A 21,219-nucleotide genomic window follows, 5' to 3' on the forward strand; every position below is an offset into this window, starting at 1 on the left:
CCCGGCCCGCCTATTCTGGTGGTGGGCCGATCCTGCTCGCAGAGCGCGAGAAGGGAGCCGTGGTGACCGAGCGGACGATCGACAGGGCGGCCGCGGACACCTTGCGGCAGGCCAGGGACGCCGCCGCCCGTGAGGCGTGGGCCGAGGCATACCGGCTGCTGAGCGGCCTGGACTCCGGCTGCCTCACCCCCGACGACTGTGCCGCGTTCGCGGACGCCGCCTGGTGGACGAGCCGGGTCGAGGAGTCGATCGTCCAGCGGATGCGGGCCTACTCCGGATATACCGCCGCGGGAGCGGCCCGGCAGGCGGGGCACATGGCCTGGCTCCTCTTCTACGAGCACCAGCTGGCGGGGCACACGTCCCTGGCCGCCGGCTGGCTGCGCCGGTCCCGGCGGCATCTGCGCGACCGGCCGGAGTGCGTCGAGCAGTGCTACCTCGCCTGGGTCGACGCGGAGGACGCGCAGGCGCGCGGCGCGTTCGACGAGGCCATGGCCGCGGCCCGGCGCATGGCCGACATCGCGCGGCGCCGCGGCAGCCGGGATCTGCTCGCCATGGGTATCCAGGCGCAGGCGGGCGTCCTGGTGGCTCAGGGGCTCGTCGGTGACGGACTCGACCTGCTGGACGAGGCGATGTGCTCGGCGATGGCCGGTGAGCTCAGCTCCTTCTTCACCGGATGGGTCTACTGCCTGGGCCTCCAGCAGTCCATGGCCTGCGTCGATCTCGGACGGGCCGCCGAGTGGACCGACGCGGCCATGCGGTGGTGCGCGGCGATGCCGGCCGAGAACAACTTCCGCGGACTGTGCCGGGTGCACCGGGTCGAGGTGCTGGAACTGCGCGGCAGCTGGCCCGAGGCACTGTCCGAGGCGGAGCGGACCTGCGAGGAACTGCTGCCGTACGAGTGCCGGACGGCCGCGGAGGCCGTCTATCTGGTCGGCCAGATCCAGCGGCGGCGCGGCGAGCTCACGGCGGCCGAGCAGTCGTACGACCGCACCCATGAACTCGGCCGCGACCCGCAGCCCGGACTCGCCCTGCTGCGGCTGGCCCAGGGCAAGGCCGACGCCGCGGCCACGGCGCTGCGGCTCGCGCTCTCGGGCGCGGCCGAGGCCGGCGGTCTCGAACGGTGCCGGCTGCTCGCCGCGCAGGTGGAGATCTCCCTGGCACTGGGCCGTACCGCCGAGGCACGGGCGGCGGCCGAGGAGTTGCGGTCGCTGGCCGTCGACTGGCAGCGGCGGTGCGGCTCCGAGAAGACCCTGCTGCACGCGAGTGCCGGGGCGGCCTGCGGCGCGGTGGCCTTCGCCGCCCATGACCTCGACCGGGCGCTGCCCGAGCTGCGCCGGGCGCTGGCGCTCTGGCTGGAGCTGCGGGTGCCGTACGAGGTGGCCGGGGTGCGGATGACGCTGGCGGCGGCCGACCGGGTGGCCGGGGACGACGAGGGTGCCCGGATGGAGTTGCGGGCCGCGGAGCAGGCCTTCCGGCAGCTCGGTGCCGTGCCGGACGCGCGCCGGGCCGCGGCCCTCCTCGCCGATGTGCGCCGGCGCCGGCCCGGAGGGCTCACCGAGCGCGAGATCCAGGTGCTGCGGCTGGTCGCGGCGGGCCGCACGAACCGGGCTGTCGCGGCGGAGCTGGTGATCAGCGAGCACACCGTCGCCCGGCACCTCAACAACATCTTCGCCAAGCTCGACGTGTCGTCGCGGGCGGCGGCGACGGCGTACGCGTTCCAGCACGGCCTCGCGTGACGTTCGGGGCCGCATGCGGCCGCCCATGGGCCGTTCCGCCCATGCCCGATCCGCCGCGATGGGCGATTCCGGCGATGAGACCGCCCCCGTCACGGGCGTACACCGATGGTGTATCCCTTCCGGCACAAGCACAACCACAGGCACAGACGCAGGCGCAGGCGCAGGCGCGGAGAGCGGGTGGCTGACATGACGACGTACACACCGACCCTCGACCATCAGCTGCTGGACCGTCTGCGCGGAGCCGTGCGCGGCGAGCTCGTCGAGCCCGGCGACCCGGACTACGACGAGGCACGCAAGGTCTACAACGCCATGCACGACCGACGGCCGGCGATCGTCGTGCGGGCCGTCGACACGGGCGACGTCATGGCCACGGTGGACTTCGCGCGCGAGCAGGGCCTGCCGCTCGCGGTGCGCGGCGGCAGCCACAGCGTCCCCGGCTACGGCACCTGTGACGGCGGGGTCGTCCTCGACCTCGGGCGGATGCGCGGGATCCGCGTCGATCCCGGCACCCGCACGGCGTGGGTCGAGGGCGGCTGCACCTGGGCGGACGTCAACCACGCGACGCACGCGTTCGGGCTGGCCACCACCGGCGGGGTCGTCTCCACCACCGGCGTGGGCGGCCTGACGACCGGCGGCGGCATGGGCTACCTGGCCCGGCAGTGCGGCCTGGTCTGCGACAACCTCGTCTCGGCGGACCTGGTGACGGCCGACGGCTCCTTCGTGACCTGTGCCGATGACCAGCACGGCGACCTGATGTGGGCGGTGCGCGGGGGCGGCGGGAACTTCGGCGTCGTCACGTCCTTCGAGTACCGGCTGCACCCCGTCGCCGACATCCTCGGCGGGCCGACCTTCTTCCCGCTCGACGCCGACGTGATCCGCCGCTACCGGGAGCTGGTCGCCGAGGCGGACGAGCGGCTCGGAGCCGTGTTCCTCGTGGGGCTCGGGCCACCGGTGCCGTTCCTGCCCGAGCGCTGGCACGGGCGTCCGCTGTGCGGCGTCGTCGCCTGCTGGACCGGACCGCAGGACGAGGACGACGGCATCCGGGACCGGGTCGCCGCGCTCGGGCCGGTGCTGGGGCGGCATCTGGAGCGCATGCCGTACCCCGTGATCAACACCCTCTTCGACGACCTGGTGCCCGCCGGCCTGTTCCACTACTGGAAGGGCGCCTTCACCCAGGGGCTCCCGGACGGCGTCGTCGACGCCTTCGTCGAGTACGGCCCCACCACGCCCTCGATCCAGAGCGTGACGATCGTCTTCCCCGTCGGCGGGGCCTGCCATCGCGTCGGACCGGAGGAGACCGCCTTCTCCTACCGGGACGCCGACTACTCGATCGCGCTCAGCCCGACGCTGCCCACCCGGGAGGACTGCGAGACCGGCAAGGACTGGGTGCGCGCCTTCCACCGGGCGCTGGAACCGCACTCCATGGGCGGCGGCTACGTGAACTTCATGGACGGCGACGACCAGGACCGGGTACGGGCCAACTACCGTGCGAACTACGCCCGCCTGAAGGATCTGAAGCGGCGCTACGACCCTGGCAACCTGTTCCGTCTGAACCACAACATCGCGCCGTGAGGAAGCCGGCCGGGAATCCCGCGGGCGCTGCGGTGTTGAACCCTGCATGAGTTCCGTGATCGCGCAGACCCGCTTCTCCGTCCTGGACCGCTCCCGTACCCGGGAGGGCCGTACGAACGCCGAGGCACTGCGTGACACGGTGACGCTGGCGCGGGAGCTGGAGGAGCTGGGCTACCACCGCGTCTGGGTCTCGGAGCACCACGGCGTCCCCGGCGTCGCGGGTTCCGCGCCGACCGTGCTGGCCGCCGCTGTGGCGTCCGCGACCAGCACCATCCGGGTCGGCACCGGCGGCGTGATGCTGCCCAACCACCAACCGCTGGTCGTGGCCGAGCAGTTCGGGGTACTGGAATCCCTCTTCCCGGGGCGTATCGACATGGGGCTGGGGCGTTCGGTCGGTTTCACCGACGGGGTGCGTCGGGCGCTCGGTCGGGACAAGGGGGACGCGGAGGACTTCGCGGCGCAGATCCAGGAGCTGCTCGGCTGGTTCCGGGGCACGTCGCCCACGGGGGTGCACGCGCGTCCCGCGGAAGGACTGACGGTGCCGCCGTTCGTGCTGGCCATGGGCGAGGGAGCGGACATCGCGGCCCGCGCGGGACTGCCGATGGTCATCGGCGACCTCAGGAACAGGGAGAAGATGCGGCACGGCATCGACCACTATCGCGCGAGCTTTAGGCCCTCCTTCTGGGCGAGCGAGCCGTACGTGGTGATCTCCGGCACGATCGCGGTGGCCGCCACGCCCGAGGAGGCCCGGCGGCTGCTCGTGCCCGAGGCCTGGTCGATGGCCCACTCGCGCACGCACGGCACGTTCCCGCCGCTGCCGCCCGCCGAGCGCGTCGAGGCGCTGACGATGACCGACAAGGAGCGCGGCTTCTACGAGGGCGGCCTCGCCGGGCACCTCGCCGGCACGCAGGACCAGGTCGCGCACGAGCTGGAGACGGTGCTGAAGGAGACGGGGGCGCAGGAGGTGCTGGTCACGACGAGTACGTACGACCGTACGGCCCTCGTGGACTCCTACCGAAGGCTCGCCCGGATCGTCACGGCCTGATCCGGGCGAGCCTGCGGCCGGTGCGTCAGTCCGGGTCGCGCGGGTCGAAGGACCTGGTGTCGATCGTCAGCGGCCGCGGGAACGCGCCCGCCACCGACTCCCAGCCCGTGAACTTGAAGTCGGTGCCTTCCCGGTCGCCGTCCGCCGGCGTCGCCTCGCCGTCGTGGGTGACGAGCAGGCCCTTGGGGAAGGACCGGCCCAGCGGGACGTTGAGCACGGCGGCGCCGTCGGAGTGCTGCACGCCGTCGGTGGCGGCGCTGTCGGCGATGGCGAAGGAGCCGAGGTAGGCGTTTCGGCCCTGGCGCTCGTACACGGCGAAGGTGTTGTCGCCCTGGCTGGAGGCGAGCAGGTACCCCCTGCCGTCGGCGGCGTGGTAGATCGCCGCGCCCTCGGCGTCGGCGCTCAGGTGCTCACCGCCGAAGCCCGGGTCGTGGGTGGTGTCGATGACGCACTCCTCCTCGGCGTCGTACGTCCACGGCGTGCCGTACTCCCGTACGCGGTCGATCAGCTTCGGCCGCCCGAACTCCTCGTCGTCGAGGTCGACCCGCCACAGCCCGACGTCCTCCTGCGCGGCGTACAGGACGTGCTCCTCCTGGTCGACGACCATGCCCTCGACCTGGGCGTGGTCGCCGGGATCGGCGCACGGCGTCCAGCTCGCGCCGTTCGGCAGGGTGAAGGAGGCGGGCAGGTCGAGGGTGTCCTCGGTCCGGTAGCCGACGCGGCCGTCCCGGTCCGCCAGCCGCAGCAGCCGTACGCGCGTCTCCGAGCGGCGCGAGACCACGGCATAGGCGTGGTCGTCGTCGCTGAAGGCGGCCAGGCCGTAGGCGCTGCGCTGGTCGTCCACGTCGGTCTCGCTCGCGGAGAAGACCGGCGCGGTGTCGGCCGCCGTGACGTCCTTCAGCGGCGGCCTGCCCGCGGCCACGGCGGCCGGGTCGATCGCGTAGGCCCGGATCCGGTCCCGGCCGCGGTCGCTGACCAGGGCCAGGTCGGTCTTCCGGCCGTCCAGTTCGAAGCCGTAGACGACGTCGACGTTGTTGAAGCGGCCGGGCGCCGCGCCCTCGCCGGGCGCCGCGGGTGCGGCGATGTGCTGGAGCCGGGTGCCGTCGAGGCCGTGGAAGTCGAGGCCGGCCTCCTTGAGGGTGCCGATGACGAGGCTGCGGCCCGGGTGGTGGGGGTCGACCCAGATGGCCGGGTCGTCGGCGTCGGCGTTGCCGCCCGCCTCGTCGTCGTGGACGGCGGGGGTCTCCACGCGTGCGGAGACGGAGACCGGCGGCGGGGCGGACGCGCCCGTGACCATCAGCAGGGCCGCGGTGAGAGTGCTCAGAGCTGAGGCGCTCACGATACTCCTCGGTAGGAAGAGAGACTGGCGAGACGCTATGGGCGGCCGGTGTGGGCGAGCCGACGACCTCGTGAACAACGAGTGGCTCGTGCGGTCTCGTACGGCCGCGGAGGTCCCCTTCGCATAGGATCGCGGGGTTTGCCCACGTCCACCGACCCGCCCCTCCCGGAGCTTGTGCCCATGCATTCCCCACACGATCCGTACGTCCGTGTCCGTGGCGCCCGTGAGCACAACCTCAAGGGCGTGGACGTCGACATTCCGCGAGACGTGTTGACCGTGTTCACAGGGGTGTCCGGGTCCGGGAAGTCGTCGCTGGCGTTCGGCACGATCTACGCGGAGGCCCAGCGCCGCTACTTCGAGTCCGTCGCGCCGTACGCGCGCAGGCTGATCCACCAGGTCGGCGCGCCGAAGGTCGGCGAGATCAGCGGACTTCCGCCCGCCGTGTCGCTGCAGCAGCGCCGCTCGGCGCCGACGTCCCGCTCCTCAGTCGGCACGGTCACCAACCTCTCCAACTCCCTGCGGATGCTGTTCTCCCGCGCGGGCGACCACCCGTCGGGCGCCGAGCGGCTCGACTCGGACGCCTTCTCGCCGAACACGGCGGCCGGGGCGTGCCCGCAGTGCCACGGGCTCGGGCAAGTGCACCGTACGTCCGAGGAGTTGCTGGTACCCGACCCGTCACTGTCGATCCGGGAGGGCGCGATCGCCGGGTGGCCGGGGGCGTGGCAGGGCAAGAACCTGCGCGACATCCTCGACGCGCTCGGCCACGACGTCGACCGGCCCTGGCGGGAACTGCCCGCCGGGGAGCGGGAGTGGATCCTGTTCACCGACGAGCAGCCGGTCGTCACCGTCCACCCGGTGCGCGACGCCGACCGTATCCAACGGCCGTACCAGGGCACGTACATGAGCGCCCACCGGTACGTCATGAAGACGTTCTCCGACTCCAAGAGCCCCGCCCTCAGGGCCAGGGCGGAGCGGTTCCTCGCCGCCGCGCCCTGCCCGGCGTGCGGCGGCAGCCGGCTGCGGCCCGAGGCGCTGGCGGTGACCTTCGCCGGCCGGACGATCGCCGAGCTGGCCGCGCTGCCGCTCACCGAGCTGGCTGGCACCCTCGACGGCGAGGCCGCGTCGGAGTCGGCCCGGGTCCTCACCGAGGACCTCCGGTCCCGTATCGCACCCGTCGTCGAGCTCGGCCTCGGCTATCTCAGCCTCGACCGCGCCACGCCCACGCTCTCGACCGGCGAACTGCAACGCCTGCGGCTCGCGACCCAGCTGCGGTCCGGGCTCTTCGGTGTCGTGTACGTCCTGGACGAGCCGTCCGCGGGCCTGCACCCGGCGGACACGGAGGCGCTGCTGACGGTGCTGGCGCGGCTGAAGGCGGCCGGGAACACGGTTTTCGTGGTCGAGCACCACCTCGACGTCATGCGCGGCGCCGACTGGCTGGTCGACGTGGGTCCGCGTGCCGGTGAGCACGGCGGGGAGGTGCTGCACAGCGGACCGGTCGCGGAGCTGGCGACGGTCGCGGAGTCGGCCACCGCGCGCTTCCTGTTCGACGACTCCCCCGCCGCCGTACGCCAAGTACGTGCCCCGTGCGGCCAGTTGAAGGTCGGCCCGGTCACCCGGCACAACCTGCGCGGGGTGACCGCCGAGTTCCCGCTCGGCGCGTTCACGGCCGTGACCGGGGTCTCCGGTTCGGGCAAGTCCACGCTCATCGGCGAGATCACCGAGGACCTGGCGGGGGTCGGGCGCCTGGTCTCGGTCGACCAGAGGCCGATCGGCCGTACCCCGCGCTCCAACCTCGCCACCTACACCGGCCTCTTCGACGTCGTACGCAAGGTGTTCGCGGCCACCGACGAGGCCCGGGAGCGCGGTTACGGCGTCGGGCGCTTCTCCTTCAATGTCGCGGGCGGACGCTGCGAGACCTGCCAGGGCGAGGGGTTCGTCAGCGTGGAGCTGCTGTTCCTGCCGAGCACGTACGCGCCGTGCCCGGACTGCGGCGGGGCGCGCTACAACCCCGACACGCTCCAAGTGGCGTACCGGGGACGGAACATCGCGCAGGTGCTGGACCTCACGGTGGAGACGGCCGCGGAGTTCTTCGCGGACACCCCGGCGGTGGCGCGCAGCCTCGCCACCCTGCTGGACGTCGGCCTCGGGTATCTGCGGCTCGGGCAACCGGCGACCGAGCTGTCCGGTGGCGAGGCCCAGCGCATCAAGCTGGCGAGCGAGTTGCAGCGCGCCCGGCGGGGGCACACCCTGTACCTCCTCGACGAGCCGACGACCGGCCTCCACCCGGCCGACGTGGAGGTGCTGATGCGCCAGTTGCACGGGCTCGTCGACGCAGGGCACACCGTGGTCGTGGTCGAGCACGACATGTCCGTCGTCGCGGGCGCGGACTGGGTGATCGACCTGGGGCCGGGCGGCGGGGACGCGGGCGGGCGGATCGTGGCGGCGGGCCGGCCGGCGGAGGTGGCGCGTGCCGAGGGGAGCGTCACGGCGCCGTATCTGGCGCGTGTGATGCCCTGATCCGACGGGCGTGACGACTTGCAGTTCCCTTGAGGGCCGGGCAGTTGTGGCTCGTAGAGTCACCGCGTGCGTTGATCCTCCGCGCGGCGGCACGTGCCGTCGCGGACCGTGTGGGCCCCGGATGTTCCGTGGCCGCCCAGGCAGGGCATACCCGTCACCGTCTCACGGAGATCACCCATGACCGCGCAGCAGTCCCTCACCTACGACGCCTTCGTCGCACGCGCCACGGCCGACCGGGCGGCCGGAATGCCGGGCTTGGAGCGCTATGCCCTCGCTCGGGCACGGGTCGTGCTCGACCGGCTGGACGGCGGGATCGCGGAGATCCTCGCCGCCAAGGCACGGCTCGGCGCCGACGAGGCCTTCGGGGCGGCCGACCGATGGCTCGACGCACGGGCCACCTGCTGAAGCTGCTCTTCGCCCTGGACCGGCGGCCCCGCCCGTACAACGAGTACCTACGCTGGGAGCTCGCCCGCCATCCGCTGCCGGGCTGGGACGGCGCCGCCCTGCTGCGGGACGTGGACCGTGTCTCCGCGAGCGGCGACGTAACGGTCCAGCGGAGGCTGTTCGCCCTGGTGGAGGCCGCGGCCCACCGGGCGGGGCACGGGGCGGTGCTGGACGGCTGGGACGGGGATCTGCGGCTGATGCGACCCCGGTAGTACGGAGCGTTCGGCGGCTCGGGCGAGGCCGCGGCGGTCGGCGTGCCGGCCCGGCGCGATGGCGTCGCGCACCTCGACGTCGGCGACCAGCTCACGTGCCCGCACCACCCGCCACACCGAGGTGAGCAGCGCGTCCTCGCCGACGAAGGCGGCCGCCGTGCTGGGCGTGCCCTGGGCCAGCCGGTAGTGCAGTCGGACCGGCTGGACGGGGACGTCCGCGTCGAGGGCCGCCTGGAAGACCGCCCGGCGGAAGTGGCCCTGGGCACGCCCGCACCAGGTGCTGCCCTCGGGGAACACGGCGACCGCCTGCCCGGCCCGCAGCGCCTCGGCGATCCGGGCCACCGTCCCGGGCAGGGCGCGGATCCGGTCCCGGTCGATGAACAGGGCGCCGCTGCGGGCGGTCAGCCACCCGGCGACGGGCCAGTCCCGGATCTCCGACTTGGCGAGCATCCGGGCCGGGCGGACGGCGGCGAGCAGCGGGATGTCCAGCCAGGAGAGGTGGTTGGCGACCAGCAGCAGTCCGCCGTCCGGCGCGGCGGCGCCGTGGATCCGTACCCGGACGCCCGCGGCCCGCACGACCAAGACGCACCAGCGCCGGATCAGCCCCGTCGGTATCCTCCCCCGCGCGCGCGGGGACCCCCAGCTCAAGGGGATGGCCAGGAAGCCCACGACCAGCAGGACCAGGACCACCGTGAGCCGCAGCACGGCCAGGGGTACGGCTCTGCCGCGCCCCTTGGCGTCCACGCACGCCTGCGGGGTGCAGGGCGCGTGGGGCCGCCAGAGGTTCGCCGCCTCGACGGGGTGGGCCAGACGTACGGCGTCGAGGGAGTGGGTGCTCATGGCCGCCACGTCCGTCACGCCGGGACGAGGGAGAGGAAGTGCCGCAGATAGCGCGGGTTGACCCGGCGCATCGACAGCAGCACATACAGGTCGGCGACCCCGAACTCCGGGTCGTGCGCGGGTTCGCCGCAGACGAAGGCGCCGAGGCGGAGGTAGCCGCGCAGCAGAGCCGGGAGTTCGGTGCGGGTGGCGGGGGCCGGGGCGGTCGGCTGCCAGGGCCGCAGCGGGCGTACCCGGTACTCCTCCGGGGCCAGGTGCTTGGCCTGCACCCGGTCCCAGGTCGCGGCCGCGAGCGTGCCGCCGTCGGCCAGCGGGATCGAGCAGCAGCCGGCCAGCCACTCGTGGCCGCGGTCGGCCATGTAGCGGGCGATGCCGGCCCAGATCAGGCTGATGACGGCGCCGTCCCGGTGGTCGGGGTGCACGCAGGAGCGGCCGACCTCCACCAGGTCGGGGCGCAGGGCGTCGATCCGGGTGAGGTCGAACTCGCCCTCGGAGTACAGCCTGCCGGCGACCGCGGCGCGCTCCGGCGGCAGCAGCCGGTAGGTTCCGACGACCTGCCCGGACACCTCCTCACGCACCAGCAGATGGTCGCAGTACGCGTCGAAGGCGTCGATGTCGTGACCCGGCTGCGGGGTGGCCAGCAGGGCCCCCATCTCACCGGCGAAGACATCGTGCCGCAGCCGCTGAGCTGCGCGCACGTCCTCCTCGTTGCGGGCGAGGCCGACGGTGTAGCGGGTGGGTGCCGTGGGCTGCGGGGGACGGTCGACGGTCAGTACGCCGGTCATGGCTTACTCCTGGTCACGGGCCGGGGACGGCGAGCGGAGAGCACGTGCGAGCGGAACGGTGTGCCGCCCCTGTTCTTCCGATGCCGGTTGGCGTACGCGTGACCTGTGCCAGGAGAGTTGATGTGCGGAGGTTGAACGCTTCGCTGGGCGCGCCGAAAAGGCGAGACGGGGCCGGGGAGCACCTCCCGACCCCGCCCGTCCGCACCCTTCGGCGAACGTCCTTTCCGTGTCAGCCGCCCGAGACCCGTTGGCCCTACGGCGCTACCGCTTCGCCTTCCGCGTAGCCCGCAGCCACTCCTTGTTCATCCCGGTGATGGACATCAACGGGATGCCCTTCGGGCAAGCCGTGGCGCACTCGCCCGTGAGCGTGCACCCCCCGAACCCCTCGTCGTCCATCTGCGCCACCATGTCCAGCACCCGCGTCTCCCGCTCGGGCGCACCCTGCGGCAGCACGTTCAGATGGTTGATCTTGGCGGACGTGAACAGCATCGCCGCCCCGTTGGGACACGCCGCCACACACGCCCCGCATCCGATGCACTCCGCGTGCTCGAAGGCGAAGTCGGCGTCCGGCTTCGGCACCGGCGTGGCATGAGCCTCGGGTGCCGCACCCGTGGGCGCGGTGATGTATCCCCCGGCCTGGATGATCCGGTCGAACGCCGACCGGTCCACCACCAGATCCTTGATCACCGGGAACGCCGACGCCCTCCACGGCTCGATGTCGATCGTGTCGCCGTCCTTGAAGGACCGCATGTGCAGCTGACAGGTGGTCGTCCGCTCCGGCCCGTGCGCGTCGCCGTTGATCACGAGCGAACACGCGCCGCAGATCCCCTCACGGCAGTCGTGGTCGAACGCGACCGGGTCCTCACCGCGGAGGATGAGCTCCTCGTTGAGGGTGTCGAGCATCTCCAGGAACGACATGTCGGACGAGATGCCGTCCACCTCGTACGTGGACATGGCGCCTTCGGCGTCGGCGTTCTTCTGCCGCCAGACGCGCAGGGTGAGCTTCATGCGTAGCTCCGCTGGGTGGGGTGGACGTACTCGAAGACGAGGTCTTCCTTGTGCAGGACCGGAGCGGCGCCGGTCTCGGTGAACTCCCAGGCCGCCGCGTAGGCGAACTCGTCGTCCTTGCGGGCCGCTTCGCCGTCCGGTGTCTGCGACTCCTCGCGGAAGTGGCCGCCGCAGGACTCGGCGCGGTGCAGCGCGTCGAGGCACATGAGCTCGGCGAGCTCCAGGTAGTCGACGACGCGGTTGGCCTTCTCCAGTGACTGGTTGAACTCCTCGCCGACACCGGGAACCTTGATGCGCCGCCAGAACTCCTCGCGGATCTGCGGGATGCGCTCCAGCGCCTTGCGCAGACCGGAGTCCGTACGCGCCATGCCGCAGAACTCCCACATCAGTTCGCCGACCTCGCGGTGGAAGGAGTCCGGGGTGCGGTCGCCGTCGACGGACAGCAGCAGGTTGATCCGGTCCTCGGTCTCCGCCAGCACCTCCTGGACGACGGGGTGTTCGGCGGTGACCCGCTCGTGGTGCGGGTTGCGGGCGAGGTAGTCGTTGATGGTGGCCGGCAGTACGAAGTAGCCGTCGGCCAGGCCCTGCATCAGGGCGGAGGCGCCCAGCCGGTTCGCCCCGTGGTCGGAGAAGTTGGCCTCGCCGATCGCGAACAGGCCGGGGATGGTGGTCTGGAGGTCGTAGTCGACCCACAGTCCGCCCATCGTGTAGTGCACGGCCGGGTAGATCCGCATCGGCACCTCGTACGGATCCTCGTCGGTGATCCGCTGGTACATGTCGAAGAGGTTGCCGTACTTGGCCTCGACGGCCTTGCGGCCCATGCGCTTGATGGCGTCGGCGAAGTCGAGGTAGACGCCCTGCCCGCCCGGGCCCACTCCCCTGCCCTCGTCGCAGACGTTCTTCGCGGCGCGGGAGGCGATGTCGCGCGGGACCAGGTTGCCGAAGGACGGGTAGATGCGCTCCAGGTAGTAGTCGCGCTCGTCCTCGGGGATCTTGTTCGCGGGACGGTCGTCACCCCGGGCCTTCGGCACCCAGATCCGGCCGTCGTTGCGCAACGACTCGCTCATCAGCGTCAGCTTGGACTGGTGGTCGCCGGTGCGCGGGATGCAGGTGGGGTGGATCTGGGTGAAGCACGGGTTGGCGAAGTAGGCGCCGCGGCGGTGAGCCCGCCAGACGGCCGTGGCGTTGGAGTTCATGGCGTTCGTCGACAGGTAGAAGACGTTGCCGTAGCCGCCGCTCGCCAGTACGACGGCGTCCGCGAAGTACGTGTCGATCTTGCCGGTGATCAGGTCCCGGGCCACGATCCCGCGCGCCCGCCCGTCGACGACGATGAGGTCGAGCATCTCCGTGCGCGGGTGCATCTCGACGTTCCCCGCGGCGATCTGCCTGCTGAGCGCCTGGTAGGCGCCGAGGAGGAGCTGCTGGCCCGTCTGGCCGCGGGCGTAGAAGGTCCGGGACACCTGGACGCCGCCGAAGGACCGGGTGTCGAGCAGTCCGCCGTACTCGCGGGCGAAGGGGACGCCCTGCGCGACGCACTGGTCGATGATCTCGACGGAGATCTGCGCGAGCCGGTGGACGTTGGACTCCCGGGCGCGGAAGTCGCCGCCCTTGACGGTGTCGTAGAAGAGCCGGTGGACGGAGTCGCCGTCGTTGCGGTAGTTCTTCGCGGCGTTGATGCCGCCCTGCGCGGCGATCGAGTGGGCGCGGCGCGGGGAGTCCTGGTAGCAGAACTGGACGACGTGGTAGCCCTGTTCGGCGAGGGTGGCGCCCGCGGAGCCGCCGGCCAGCCCCGTCCCCACCACGATCACCGTGTGCTTGCGCCGGTTGGCGGGGTTGACCAGCTTGGCCTCGAAGCGACGCTTGTCCCAGCGCTCGTTGACCGGGCCGGAGGGGGCCTTGGTGTCGGCGACCGGTTCGCCGGTCGTGTACTCGGCGTAGGTAGACATGTCAGCTCACCAATCCGGTCATGACGCCCACGGGTACGGCGATGAAACCGACCGTGAGCAGCAGCGCGAGGATGTCGGCCGTGGCCTTCAGGGCGCGGTCGCGGGTGCGGCTGCCGGCGCCGAGGGTCTGGGCGGCGCTCCAGAAGCCGTGCCGGATGTGCAGGCCGAGCGCGAGCATCGCGACGATGTAGATGACGTTGCCGTACCAGGTGGAGAAGGTGTCCACGACGTTCTGGTAGGGCCGGCCCTCCTGGAAGCCGCCGGAGTGCACGGTGCCGGTCGTCAGGTCCAGGATGTGCCAGACGATGAACAGGCCGAGGATGACGCCGCCCCAGCGCATGGTGCGCGTGGCGTAGGAGGCCCGCGGCTTCTTGTGCACGTACTTGCTGGGGCGCGCCCTGATGTCGCGGCGGCTGAGCTGGTACGCGGAGGTCGCGTGCGCGACGACCGCGACGACCAGGACGATCCGCACCAGCCAGAGCGTCCACTCGTAGTGCATGAACGGCTCACCGACGGTGCGCAGCCAGTGCGCGTAGTGGTTGAACTCGCCCGCCCCGAAGAAGATCTTCAGGTTTCCGATCATGTGGACGACCAGGTACAGCAGCATGATCAGCCCGCTGACCGCCATCACGGTCTTCTTGCCGACGGTGGAGTCCCACACCGTGCGTGCCATGGACGGTCGTCGGTCCGTCCGCGTTGCCAGAGCCATGGAACAGGACGCTACGGCCGCGAGAGCTCATCGGTCCAAGACATGGTCCGGCTCGTTTCCATAGGCCCTCCCTATGCAAGCCCTATGCTGGCCGTATGCAGTTCCAGCAGCTCCAGTACTTCGTGGCGGTCGCCGAGACCCGGCACTTCACCCGGGCCGCCGATCTGGTGCATGTCGCGCAGCCCTCGCTGTCGCAGCAGATCAAGGCGCTGGAGCGGGAGTTGGGCGCGGACCTGTTCCTGCGGGCGCGCGGCAACATCACGCTGACGGACGCCGGGGAGGCCCTGCTGCCGCTGGCCCGGCGCATCCTGGCCGACGCGGACACCGCGCGGCACGAGGTGCAGGAACTGGTGCAGCTGCGCCGGGGCCGGGTCCGGCTGGGCGCGACCCCGAGCCTGTGCACGGGCCTGCTCCCCGACGTGCTGCGGGCCTTCCACGACCGCTATCCCGGCATCCAGCTGCTGATCGAGGAGGGCGGCTCGCACGACCTGGTACGGGAGCTCGCCCGCGGCGCTCTCGACCTGGCCCTGGTCGTCCTGCCGCTGCCGACGCCCTCCCCGGCGCTGACCACCGTGGAGCTGCTCCGCGAGGACCTGGTGGTCGTCTCCTCGCCGGAGGCGCCCCGGCCGGGCGGCGGCCGGCGCACCGTGCGCATCGCCGACCTGGAGGGTGAACGCCTGGTGATGTTCCGGCACGGCTACGACCTGCGCGAGCTGACCGTCGCCGCCTGCCGCGCCGAGGGCTTCGAGCCGGACTTCGCGGTCGAGGGCGGTGAGATGGACGCGGTGCTGGGGTTCGTTCGGGCGGGGCTGGGAGTGGCCGTCGTCCCGCGCATGGTGGCGGCCCGGTCGGGCCGGGGGCTGCGGGTCACCCCGTTGGCCCGCCCCGGACTGCACCGCACGATCGCGCTGGCCCACCGCAGCGACGTGGCGCCGCCCCGGGCCGCGCGGGAGTTGCAGCGGATGCTGCTGGAGCGGTGAGCGTCAGCTCGCGGTGCGGGGCGTGAGCAGGTCCGGCATGCCGATGCGCGCGTAGAAGTCGGCGCGGACGGCGTCGGCGAGGTCGCTGACCTGCTCCGAGCCGTCGTTCGCCGGGTCGATGGTGGTGCGGAAGGGACGCTCGCCCTTCGGGGTGTCGACGATCCGCACGATGGCGTCGGCGACCTCCCGGACATCGGCGTCGGCCGGTGCCAGGGCGGCCAGCGCCTTGCCGACGTCGTCCATCAGACCGGCGTAGAAGGCGTCGTACGCCTCGGCCGTGGCCGTGTCGGCCGGGTGCATGGCGTGGGCGAAGTGGTTGGTGCCCGAGGTGAAGGAGCCGGGGACGACGATGGCCGTGTCGATGCCGAAGCGGCTCAGCTCGACCGCGTAGCTCTTGGCCAGGTGGTCCATCGCGGCCTTGGCGCCGAAGTACGGGCCGAGGTAGGGCGGGGTGCCGCCGTAGGTGCTGGACGAGCCCACCCACAGGAGCAGGCCGTCGCGCCGGGCCCGCATCTGCGGGAGCACGGCACGGTTGACGCGCTGCGTCGACACGACGTTGGTGTCGTGGATCTCCGCGATCTGCTCCGGTGTGAAGGACTCCGTCGGACCGAGCACCATGTGCCCGGCGTTGTGCACGACGACGTCGATGCGTCCAGTGTCGGCGGTGACGGAGGCGACCGCGGCGTCCACGGACTCCTGGTCGGAGACGTCGAGTTCGACCGTGCGCAGGTCGACGCCGTGCCGCTCGGCGTAGGCGTGAGCGTCGGCGACGGCCGGGGCGTTGCGGCCGGTGGTCTGCCGTATGCCGGCGTGGACGGTGTGTCCGGCGTCGGCGAGGGCGCGGGCGGTCAGGGCGCCGAAGCCGCTGGAGGCACCGGTGACGAGGACGATGTAGGGCATGGCGAACTCCTTGCGGGACTTACGGGAAGGGGAGGGGGTCCGCCGGTCAGGCGAAGGTGATCACGCTGCGGCCGCGGGCGGTGCCGTCGGCCATCGCGTCGAGGACGGACGGCGCCTGGTCCAGGGTGATAGGGGTGACCTCGGGCAGGATGCCGTGGGCGGCCGAGAAGGCGAGGGTGTCGCGCAGGTCGTGGGGTGAGCCGGAGGGGGACGCGGCCACGTGGAGCCGGTTGAGGATCATGGGCTGGGTCGGCAGCGTCAGCGGCTGCGAGCCGTAGCCGAGGAGGAGGAGGGTGCCGTCGGGGGCGATGCCGCCCAGGGTGGCGGTGGCCGCGGCCGTGGACGGGGCCGCGTTGAGCACCAGTTCGGCGCCGCCGTCCCAGGCCCTGAGTACCTCGGCCGGGTCGGACTCGTCGGTGGCGACGAACAGTTCGGCGCCCAGCGCCTTGGCCTGGTCCTCGCCGCGCCGGGAGCGGCCCACGACGGCGACCCGGGCGCCCATGGCGACGGCGTAGCGCACCGCGAGGGCGCCCACTCCGCCCAGGCCGACGACGGCGACGCGGGAACCGGCCCTGGCGCCGCCCTGCCGCAGGCCGTTGAAGGCGGTCAGGCCGGCACACATCAGCGGGGCCGCGGCCACGGGGTCGAGGCCGTCCGGCAGGGGGGTGACGAAGTCGGCCTTGAGCAGGGCGTACTCGGCGTAGCCGCCGTCGGCGACAATGCCGGTGATGCGCTTGCGCGGGCACAGGATCTGGTCGCCGCGCACGCAGTAGTCGCAGTGCCGGCAGGAGTCGTACAGGAACTGGGCGCCCACCACGGTGCCGACCTCGGGCCAGGTCACGCCGTCGCCGACGGCGGTCACGACGCCGGTGATCTCATGGCCGGGGACGACGGGGTAGCGGGCGAAGGGGTAGTGGCCGCGCAGGAGGTTCAGGTCGGAGAAGCAGACGCCGCAGGCGGTGACCTTGACCAGGACCTCGCCGGCGGCCGGCTGGGGGACGTCGAGCTTGTCGAGGGCGAGCGGAAGGTTCGCGCCGGTGGCGACGGCAGCACGCATCACGGGCTCCAGGGGGTCGAGGAGGTACTCCGGGTTGTCCGGTGCCTTCGAGTCTTCGGGCCCTCAGTGTTCCCCGTCCAATGCCTCTTCCCGTGTGATTGATGCCGAGTCGGCATGGCCCCTGGTCCGCGTCGTCCCACGCGCCCGCGCCGCCGCTTGGACCGTCTCGACGAAGCTCGCGACGCGCTGCGAGCGGTGGGAGCCGTTCCAGGCCAGGGCCACCTGCCCCGGCGGTGCGTCGGCGACCGGGATATAGGCGATGTCGGACCGCGGGAAGGCCGCGGCGACGGAGTTCGGCACGAAGGCGATGCCGCGCCCGCCCCTGACGTACCCCAGGAGTTCCTCCATGTCGTGGAAGGCGGGGCCGTGGCCGGGCCGGGTGCCGTCGGGGCGTGGGTCGGCGTTCCATACGGCCGCCCAGGTCTCGGTGGCGTCGGCGTACTCCAGGACGGGGTCGTCGGCCAGGGCGGCGAGGGTGACCTCGGTGTCGTGTGCCCGTGCGTGGTCGATGGGCAGGACGGCGGTGAGGTGCTCGGGGTAGAGCGGGAGGAGGCTCAGGCCCTCCGCTTCGAGGGGCGGGCGGACCAGCGCGACGTCGACGCTGCCGTCCAGGATGTCCCGAGCCTGTGTCCACCAGCGCAGCCGGACCAGCTCGACGGAGACGTCGGGGTAGCGCACGGAGAACGCGTTCAGCGCGAGGGTGACGTCGGTGCCGAGCATGAACCCGACGATCAGCGCGTCGTCACCGGCGCTGATGCGCCGGGCCCGGTCCTGGGCCGCCTCCGCGGCGGCGAGCAGCGCCTTGGCGTCGCGCAGGAACTGTTCGCCGGCCGGGGTGAGCGCGACCTCGCGGGTGCTGCGGGTGAACAGCTCCACCCGCAGATCGTGCTCCAGCTGCCGCACCTGCCGGGAGAGCGCGGGCTGGGTGACGTGCAGGGCGAGGGCGGCCTGCCCGAAGTGCCGGCGCTCGGCCACGGCGACGAAGTAGCGCAGCTTGCGCAGATCGAGGTCGATCGGCCGGTCGGGCATGGCTTCACGCTATACGACCGTGCGCGGGCCGCACGGGGACGGGCGGCGGCCCCGCCCTGGTCCCGCGGGGGCCACGAGAGCGGCCCCGTTGCGTGCGGCCCGGTTCAGCCCGTCGCGTCCACCAGCGCCAGTTCGTGCAGCCGGTCCGGTGGGCCCGGGCGGGCGTAGTACCAGCCCTGGGCCGTGTCGCAGCCCAGGATCCGCAGCTGCTCGGCCTGGGCGCTGGTCTCCACGCCCTCCACCGTGACCGTGAGGTCCAGACCGTGGGCGAGGGAGACGATCCCCTCGACGATCTTGAGGTCGACGGGGTCGGCCGGGAACCGCTGCATGCTCTGTGTGAAGGAGCGGTCCAGCTTGAGGATGCTCACCGGCAGCCGGCGCAGGTTGGCGAGGTTGGAGTAGCCGGTGCCGAAGTCGTCCAGGGCGATGTCGACGCCCATCTCGGCGAGGCGCCGCAGGGGCTTGAGCAGATCGTCGTCGGCGCCGATCAACGCCGACTCGGTGACCTCCAGGCAGAGGGCGTCGGGTGCCACGCCCGCGCGCTCCAGGATGTCCACCGTGTCCTGGACCAGCCCGGGGTGGGTGAGCTGGCAGGGCGACAGGTTGACGTTGATGCGCAGTGGCCCGGCGTCGTCGAGGCGTTCTCGCCACTCGCGGGCCTGACGCACCGACTGTTCCAGCACCCAGCGGCCGAGCGGCACGATGAGTCCCGTGTGCTCGGCGAGCGGGATGAACCGGTCCGGGCCGAGGATGCCGTGCTGCGGGTGCAGCCAGCGCACCAGGGCCTCCGCGCCGCGCACACTGCCGTCGCCGAGGTGCACCAGCGGCTGGTACTCGATGAAGAACTCGCCCCGCTCCAGGGCCATCGGCAGCGCCGTGGTCAGTCCGTGCCGGGTGATGGCGCGGGCGTCGGCCTCCGGGTCGGCGAGCTCGAAGCGGTTGCCGCCCGCGGACTTGGCCCGGTACATGGTGATGTCGGCGCTGCGCAGCACCTCCGCCGGGCTGCGCTCCCCGGCCGGGCCCTCGACGATGCCGATGCTGCCGCGCACGGTCAGCTCCCGGCCGTCGACGCTGATCGGGGCGATCAGCGCGTTCATGATGCGGGCGGCGAGTTCGTCGACCTCGCGCTCGGTGTCGGGGCCGGTGGTCAGCGCCACGAACTCGTCGCCGCCGAGCCGCGCGACCATCTCGCCGGGCGCGGTGGCGCAGGACTGGAGCCGGTCGGCGACCTCGACGAGCAGCCGGTCGCCGGCCGCGTGGCCGAGGCTGTCGTTGACGGTCTTGAAGCCGTCCAGGTCGAGATAGCACAGGCCGAACCGCTGGCCTTCCCCGGCGCCCAGTGCCTTCTCCAGGCGCTCGAAGAAGAAGGTGCGGTTGGGCAGTCCGGTGAGCGCGTCGTGGGTGGCCTCGTAGCGCAGCCGCAGGTTGAGCAGCCGGCGCTCGGTGGTGTCCTCCATGAGGGCCAGCTGGTACTGCGGGTTGCCGTCGGGGTCGCGCAGCAGGGAGACCGTGAGGTTGGTCCACAGGACCGTGCCGTCCGGACGGGAGAACGCCTTCTCGACGTGGTAGTGCTCGCGTTCGCCGCGTACGAGTTCCTCGTAGAGCTTCCAGGTCTGCGGCGCGTCCTCCGGGTGGGTCCACTGCATGACGTTGCGGCCCTGCATGGTCTGCTCGGAGACGCCGAACATCCTCAGCAGCGCCCCGTTGACCTGCAGGACGTTGCCCGCCAGGTCGGCGATGCCGATGCCTATGGCGGCGCCCTCGAAGACCGCTCGGAAGCGGGCCTCGGTGGCGTGCAGGGCCTGGGCCACCACGCCCTGGGCCTTGAGGGCGGCCGCGGAGATCGCCTCCTGCTCGGCCAGTGTCCGCTCGCGCAGCGCCTGGGCGAACCCGGCGGCCATGGCGTGCTGGAGGCGTGCGGAGCGGGCCCGCTGGTCCTCCTGGTCGCCGTCGGTGCCGCAGTAGAGCACGAGGTAGGCGTCGACGCAGTCCAGGGAGCGGCTGAGCGCCTCGGGGTCGGTGCAGTGCGCGGTGACCAGCGCGGCGCCGACCGCCCTGCCCTCGTTCGCGTCGAAGGTCCTGGACCTGAGCGCCTCGCTCAACCGCCGGGCCAGCGGAAGCAGTTGCTCCTCGAACTCCGGCCGGGTCGACGACGTCGAGGTGACCGGGAAGACCGCCCGGCTCCAGATCGTCGCGAACCGGCGCAGTCTGTCCTCCGGCCCGTCCGGCCCCGCGCTCACGCCGTACGCCCCACGCCGGCGAACCCGGAGAAGGCCCACGGATCCTCGTCCTCCGGTGCGGTGTCCGGACGCCAGAGCGGCATCGGCACCAGTCCGGGTTCCACCATGTCGTACCCCTCGAAGAACCGCGCGATGGTGTCGCGCGAGCGCATGATCAGCGGGTTGCGAATATCCTTGTATACGTCGACCGTGCCCTTGGCCCGCTCCTCGGGCAGCGGGATTCCCTCGTACGAGGCATGCGTGAGCACCAGCAGGCTGCCGGGCGCGAGCGCGTCGCGCAGCTCGGCCACCACGTCGTACGGGTCGTCCTCGTCCTCCACGAAGTGCAGTATCGCAACGAGCAGCAGCACCACCGGCCGGTTCAGGTCGATGAGGCGCTCGACCTCGGAACTGGCCAGGATCTCGCGGGGCTTGCGCAGGTCCGCGGCGACGATGTCCGCGCCCTCGTTGCCGGCGAGGACCGCCTGGCTGTGCGCGACGGCGACCGGGTCGTGGTCGACGTACACGACACGCGCGTCGGGGTTGGCGGCCTGGGCCACCTCGTGGACGTTGCCGAAGGTCGGGATGCCGGAGCCGATGTCCAGGAACTGGGTGATGCCCTCGTCGAGCGCGAAGCGCACCGCGCGGCGCATGAACGCCCGGTTCGCCTGCATGATCTTGGGGAGTCCCGGCATGAACTCCATGGCCTTGCGGCCGGCTTCCCGGTCGACCTCGAAGTTGTGCGAACCGCCCAGGTAGTAGTCGTAGATCCGCGAGACGCTGGGCACCGAGATGTCGATGCTCCGAGGGGCCCAGGCGGGACGCTCCATCTATCTCTCCATGGCGTAGGCGATCCGGTGTTCGAGCTGAGGCTACTGATC

The 21,219-nt window shown here is 72.2% G+C and carries 17 protein-coding genes; 6 read left to right on the plus strand and 11 right to left on the minus strand.

All coding sequences use genetic code 11. The annotated features are described in order from the left end of the window. Positions 1 to 62: 62 nt before the first annotated feature. The 3 genes from ACZ4UU_RS39335 to ACZ4UU_RS39345 all read left to right on the plus strand — a co-directional run bounded on the left by ACZ4UU_RS39335 (position 63) and on the right by ACZ4UU_RS39345 (position 4,353). Positions 63 to 1,736, plus strand: a complete 1,674-nt coding sequence (locus ACZ4UU_RS39335) for a LuxR C-terminal-related transcriptional regulator (RefSeq protein WP_471908219.1) — start codon at positions 63 to 65, stop codon at positions 1,734 to 1,736. Between the two features lie 186 nt (positions 1,737 to 1,922). Continuing rightward, the gene (locus ACZ4UU_RS39340; protein ID WP_471908220.1) at positions 1,923 to 3,308 is read left to right on the plus strand and encodes an FAD-binding oxidoreductase; all 1,386 of its coding nucleotides are present in this window, start codon (positions 1,923 to 1,925) and stop codon (positions 3,306 to 3,308) included. A 46-nt stretch (positions 3,309 to 3,354) separates the two neighbouring features. Continuing rightward, on the plus strand, positions 3,355 to 4,353 hold the full coding sequence (locus tag ACZ4UU_RS39345; protein ID WP_471908221.1) for an LLM class flavin-dependent oxidoreductase: 999 nt from the start codon (positions 3,355 to 3,357) through the stop codon (positions 4,351 to 4,353). A 25-nt stretch (positions 4,354 to 4,378) separates the two neighbouring features. Here the strand turns inward: ACZ4UU_RS39345 and ACZ4UU_RS39350 are convergent, their stop codons facing one another. Continuing rightward, complete coding sequence (locus tag ACZ4UU_RS39350) at positions 4,379 to 5,692, minus strand: phytase (protein ID WP_471908222.1); 1,314 nt, start codon at positions 5,690 to 5,692, stop codon at positions 4,379 to 4,381. Positions 5,693 to 5,872: 180 nt separating this feature from the next. On the opposite strand from ACZ4UU_RS39350, the gene ACZ4UU_RS39355 reads away from it, so the two are divergent. Both ACZ4UU_RS39355 and ACZ4UU_RS39360 read left to right on the plus strand, forming a co-directional pair. Further along, positions 5,873 to 8,209 (plus strand): ATP-binding cassette domain-containing protein, encoded by a 2,337-nt coding sequence (locus ACZ4UU_RS39355; protein ID WP_471908223.1) that lies wholly within the window; start codon positions 5,873 to 5,875, stop codon positions 8,207 to 8,209. 177 nt (positions 8,210 to 8,386) lie between these two features. Next, complete coding sequence (locus tag ACZ4UU_RS39360; protein WP_471908224.1) at positions 8,387 to 8,614, plus strand: hypothetical protein; 228 nt, start codon at positions 8,387 to 8,389, stop codon at positions 8,612 to 8,614. Between the two features lie 47 nt (positions 8,615 to 8,661). Here ACZ4UU_RS39360 and ACZ4UU_RS39365 read toward each other — a convergent pair whose 3' ends face one another. The 5 genes from ACZ4UU_RS39365 to ACZ4UU_RS39385 all read right to left on the minus strand — a co-directional run bounded on the left by ACZ4UU_RS39365 (position 8,662) and on the right by ACZ4UU_RS39385 (position 14,117). Next, complete coding sequence (locus tag ACZ4UU_RS39365; protein ID WP_471908225.1) at positions 8,662 to 9,705, minus strand: lysophospholipid acyltransferase family protein; 1,044 nt, start codon at positions 9,703 to 9,705, stop codon at positions 8,662 to 8,664. Between the two features lie 14 nt (positions 9,706 to 9,719). Then, the gene (locus ACZ4UU_RS39370) at positions 9,720 to 10,490 is read right to left on the minus strand and encodes a GNAT family N-acetyltransferase (protein WP_471908226.1); all 771 of its coding nucleotides are present in this window, start codon (positions 10,488 to 10,490) and stop codon (positions 9,720 to 9,722) included. Positions 10,491 to 10,751: 261 nt separating this feature from the next. Beyond that, positions 10,752 to 11,498 (minus strand): succinate dehydrogenase/fumarate reductase iron-sulfur subunit, encoded by a 747-nt coding sequence (locus ACZ4UU_RS39375; RefSeq protein WP_471908227.1) that lies wholly within the window; start codon positions 11,496 to 11,498, stop codon positions 10,752 to 10,754. Next, a complete protein-coding gene (locus ACZ4UU_RS39380) occupies positions 11,495 to 13,444 on the minus strand; it encodes a fumarate reductase/succinate dehydrogenase flavoprotein subunit (protein WP_471908228.1) in 1,950 nt (649 codons plus the stop codon). Before ACZ4UU_RS39380 ends, ACZ4UU_RS39375 begins: the two co-directional genes overlap by 4 nt. Position 13,445: 1 nt before the next feature. Then, a complete protein-coding gene (locus tag ACZ4UU_RS39385; protein ID WP_471908327.1) occupies positions 13,446 to 14,117 on the minus strand; it encodes a succinate dehydrogenase in 672 nt (223 codons plus the stop codon). 131 nt (positions 14,118 to 14,248) lie between these two features. Between ACZ4UU_RS39385 and ACZ4UU_RS39390 the strand changes: the two genes are divergently transcribed. After that, a complete protein-coding gene (locus ACZ4UU_RS39390; protein ID WP_471908229.1) occupies positions 14,249 to 15,133 on the plus strand; it encodes a LysR family transcriptional regulator in 885 nt (294 codons plus the stop codon). Between the two features lie 3 nt (positions 15,134 to 15,136). Here ACZ4UU_RS39390 and ACZ4UU_RS39395 read toward each other — a convergent pair whose 3' ends face one another. The 5 genes from ACZ4UU_RS39395 to ACZ4UU_RS39415 all read right to left on the minus strand — a co-directional run bounded on the left by ACZ4UU_RS39395 (position 15,137) and on the right by ACZ4UU_RS39415 (position 21,168). Further along, complete coding sequence (locus ACZ4UU_RS39395; protein WP_471908230.1) at positions 15,137 to 16,033, minus strand: SDR family oxidoreductase; 897 nt, start codon at positions 16,031 to 16,033, stop codon at positions 15,137 to 15,139. 46 nt (positions 16,034 to 16,079) lie between these two features. Then, positions 16,080 to 17,090, minus strand: coding sequence for an alcohol dehydrogenase catalytic domain-containing protein (locus tag ACZ4UU_RS39400; RefSeq protein WP_471908231.1), 1,011 nt, complete (start codon positions 17,088 to 17,090; stop codon positions 16,080 to 16,082). A gap of 63 nt (positions 17,091 to 17,153) precedes the next feature. Beyond that, positions 17,154 to 18,119: a LysR family transcriptional regulator gene (locus tag ACZ4UU_RS39405; RefSeq protein ID WP_471908232.1), complete on the minus strand. Its 966-nt coding sequence runs from the start codon at positions 18,117 to 18,119 to the stop codon at positions 17,154 to 17,156. 104 nt (positions 18,120 to 18,223) lie between these two features. Next, positions 18,224 to 20,359, minus strand: a complete 2,136-nt coding sequence (locus ACZ4UU_RS39410) for a putative bifunctional diguanylate cyclase/phosphodiesterase (RefSeq protein ID WP_471908233.1) — start codon at positions 20,357 to 20,359, stop codon at positions 18,224 to 18,226. Beyond that, positions 20,356 to 21,168 (minus strand): SAM-dependent methyltransferase, encoded by an 813-nt coding sequence (locus tag ACZ4UU_RS39415; RefSeq protein WP_471908234.1) that lies wholly within the window; start codon positions 21,166 to 21,168, stop codon positions 20,356 to 20,358. Before ACZ4UU_RS39415 ends, ACZ4UU_RS39410 begins: the two co-directional genes overlap by 4 nt. Between the last annotated feature and the right edge of the window lie 51 nt (positions 21,169 to 21,219).

This window comes from Streptomyces sp. NPDC028907, assembly GCF_055564995.1.

What these genes read in the sequence shown, in the direction of transcription:
- ACZ4UU_RS39340 (WP_471908220.1), top strand. Translation starts at nt 1,923, where the DNA reads ATGACGACGTACACACCGACCCTCGACCATCAGCTGCTGGACCGTCTG.
- ACZ4UU_RS39345 (WP_471908221.1), top strand. Translation starts at nt 3,355, where the DNA reads ATGAGTTCCGTGATCGCGCAGACCCGCTTCTCCGTCCTGGACCGCTCC.
- ACZ4UU_RS39355 (WP_471908223.1), top strand. Translation starts at nt 5,873, where the DNA reads ATGCATTCCCCACACGATCCGTACGTCCGTGTCCGTGGCGCCCGTGAG.
- ACZ4UU_RS39360 (WP_471908224.1), top strand. Translation starts at nt 8,387, where the DNA reads ATGACCGCGCAGCAGTCCCTCACCTACGACGCCTTCGTCGCACGCGCC.
- ACZ4UU_RS39365 (WP_471908225.1), bottom strand. Translation starts at nt 9,705, where the DNA reads ATGAGCACCCACTCCCTCGACGCCGTACGTCTGGCCCACCCCGTCGAG.
- ACZ4UU_RS39370 (WP_471908226.1), bottom strand. Translation starts at nt 10,490, where the DNA reads ATGACCGGCGTACTGACCGTCGACCGTCCCCCGCAGCCCACGGCACCC.
- ACZ4UU_RS39375 (WP_471908227.1), bottom strand. Translation starts at nt 11,498, where the DNA reads ATGAAGCTCACCCTGCGCGTCTGGCGGCAGAAGAACGCCGACGCCGAA.
- ACZ4UU_RS39380 (WP_471908228.1), bottom strand. Translation starts at nt 13,444, where the DNA reads ATGTCTACCTACGCCGAGTACACGACCGGCGAACCGGTCGCCGACACC.
- ACZ4UU_RS39385 (WP_471908327.1), bottom strand. Translation starts at nt 14,117, where the DNA reads ATGGCACGCACGGTGTGGGACTCCACCGTCGGCAAGAAGACCGTGATG.
- ACZ4UU_RS39390 (WP_471908229.1), top strand. Translation starts at nt 14,249, where the DNA reads ATGCAGTTCCAGCAGCTCCAGTACTTCGTGGCGGTCGCCGAGACCCGG.
- ACZ4UU_RS39395 (WP_471908230.1), bottom strand. Translation starts at nt 16,033, where the DNA reads ATGCCCTACATCGTCCTCGTCACCGGTGCCTCCAGCGGCTTCGGCGCC.
- ACZ4UU_RS39400 (WP_471908231.1), bottom strand. Translation starts at nt 17,090, where the DNA reads ATGCGTGCTGCCGTCGCCACCGGCGCGAACCTTCCGCTCGCCCTCGAC.
- ACZ4UU_RS39405 (WP_471908232.1), bottom strand. Translation starts at nt 18,119, where the DNA reads ATGCCCGACCGGCCGATCGACCTCGATCTGCGCAAGCTGCGCTACTTC.
- ACZ4UU_RS39415 (WP_471908234.1), bottom strand. Translation starts at nt 21,168, where the DNA reads ATGGAGCGTCCCGCCTGGGCCCCTCGGAGCATCGACATCTCGGTGCCC.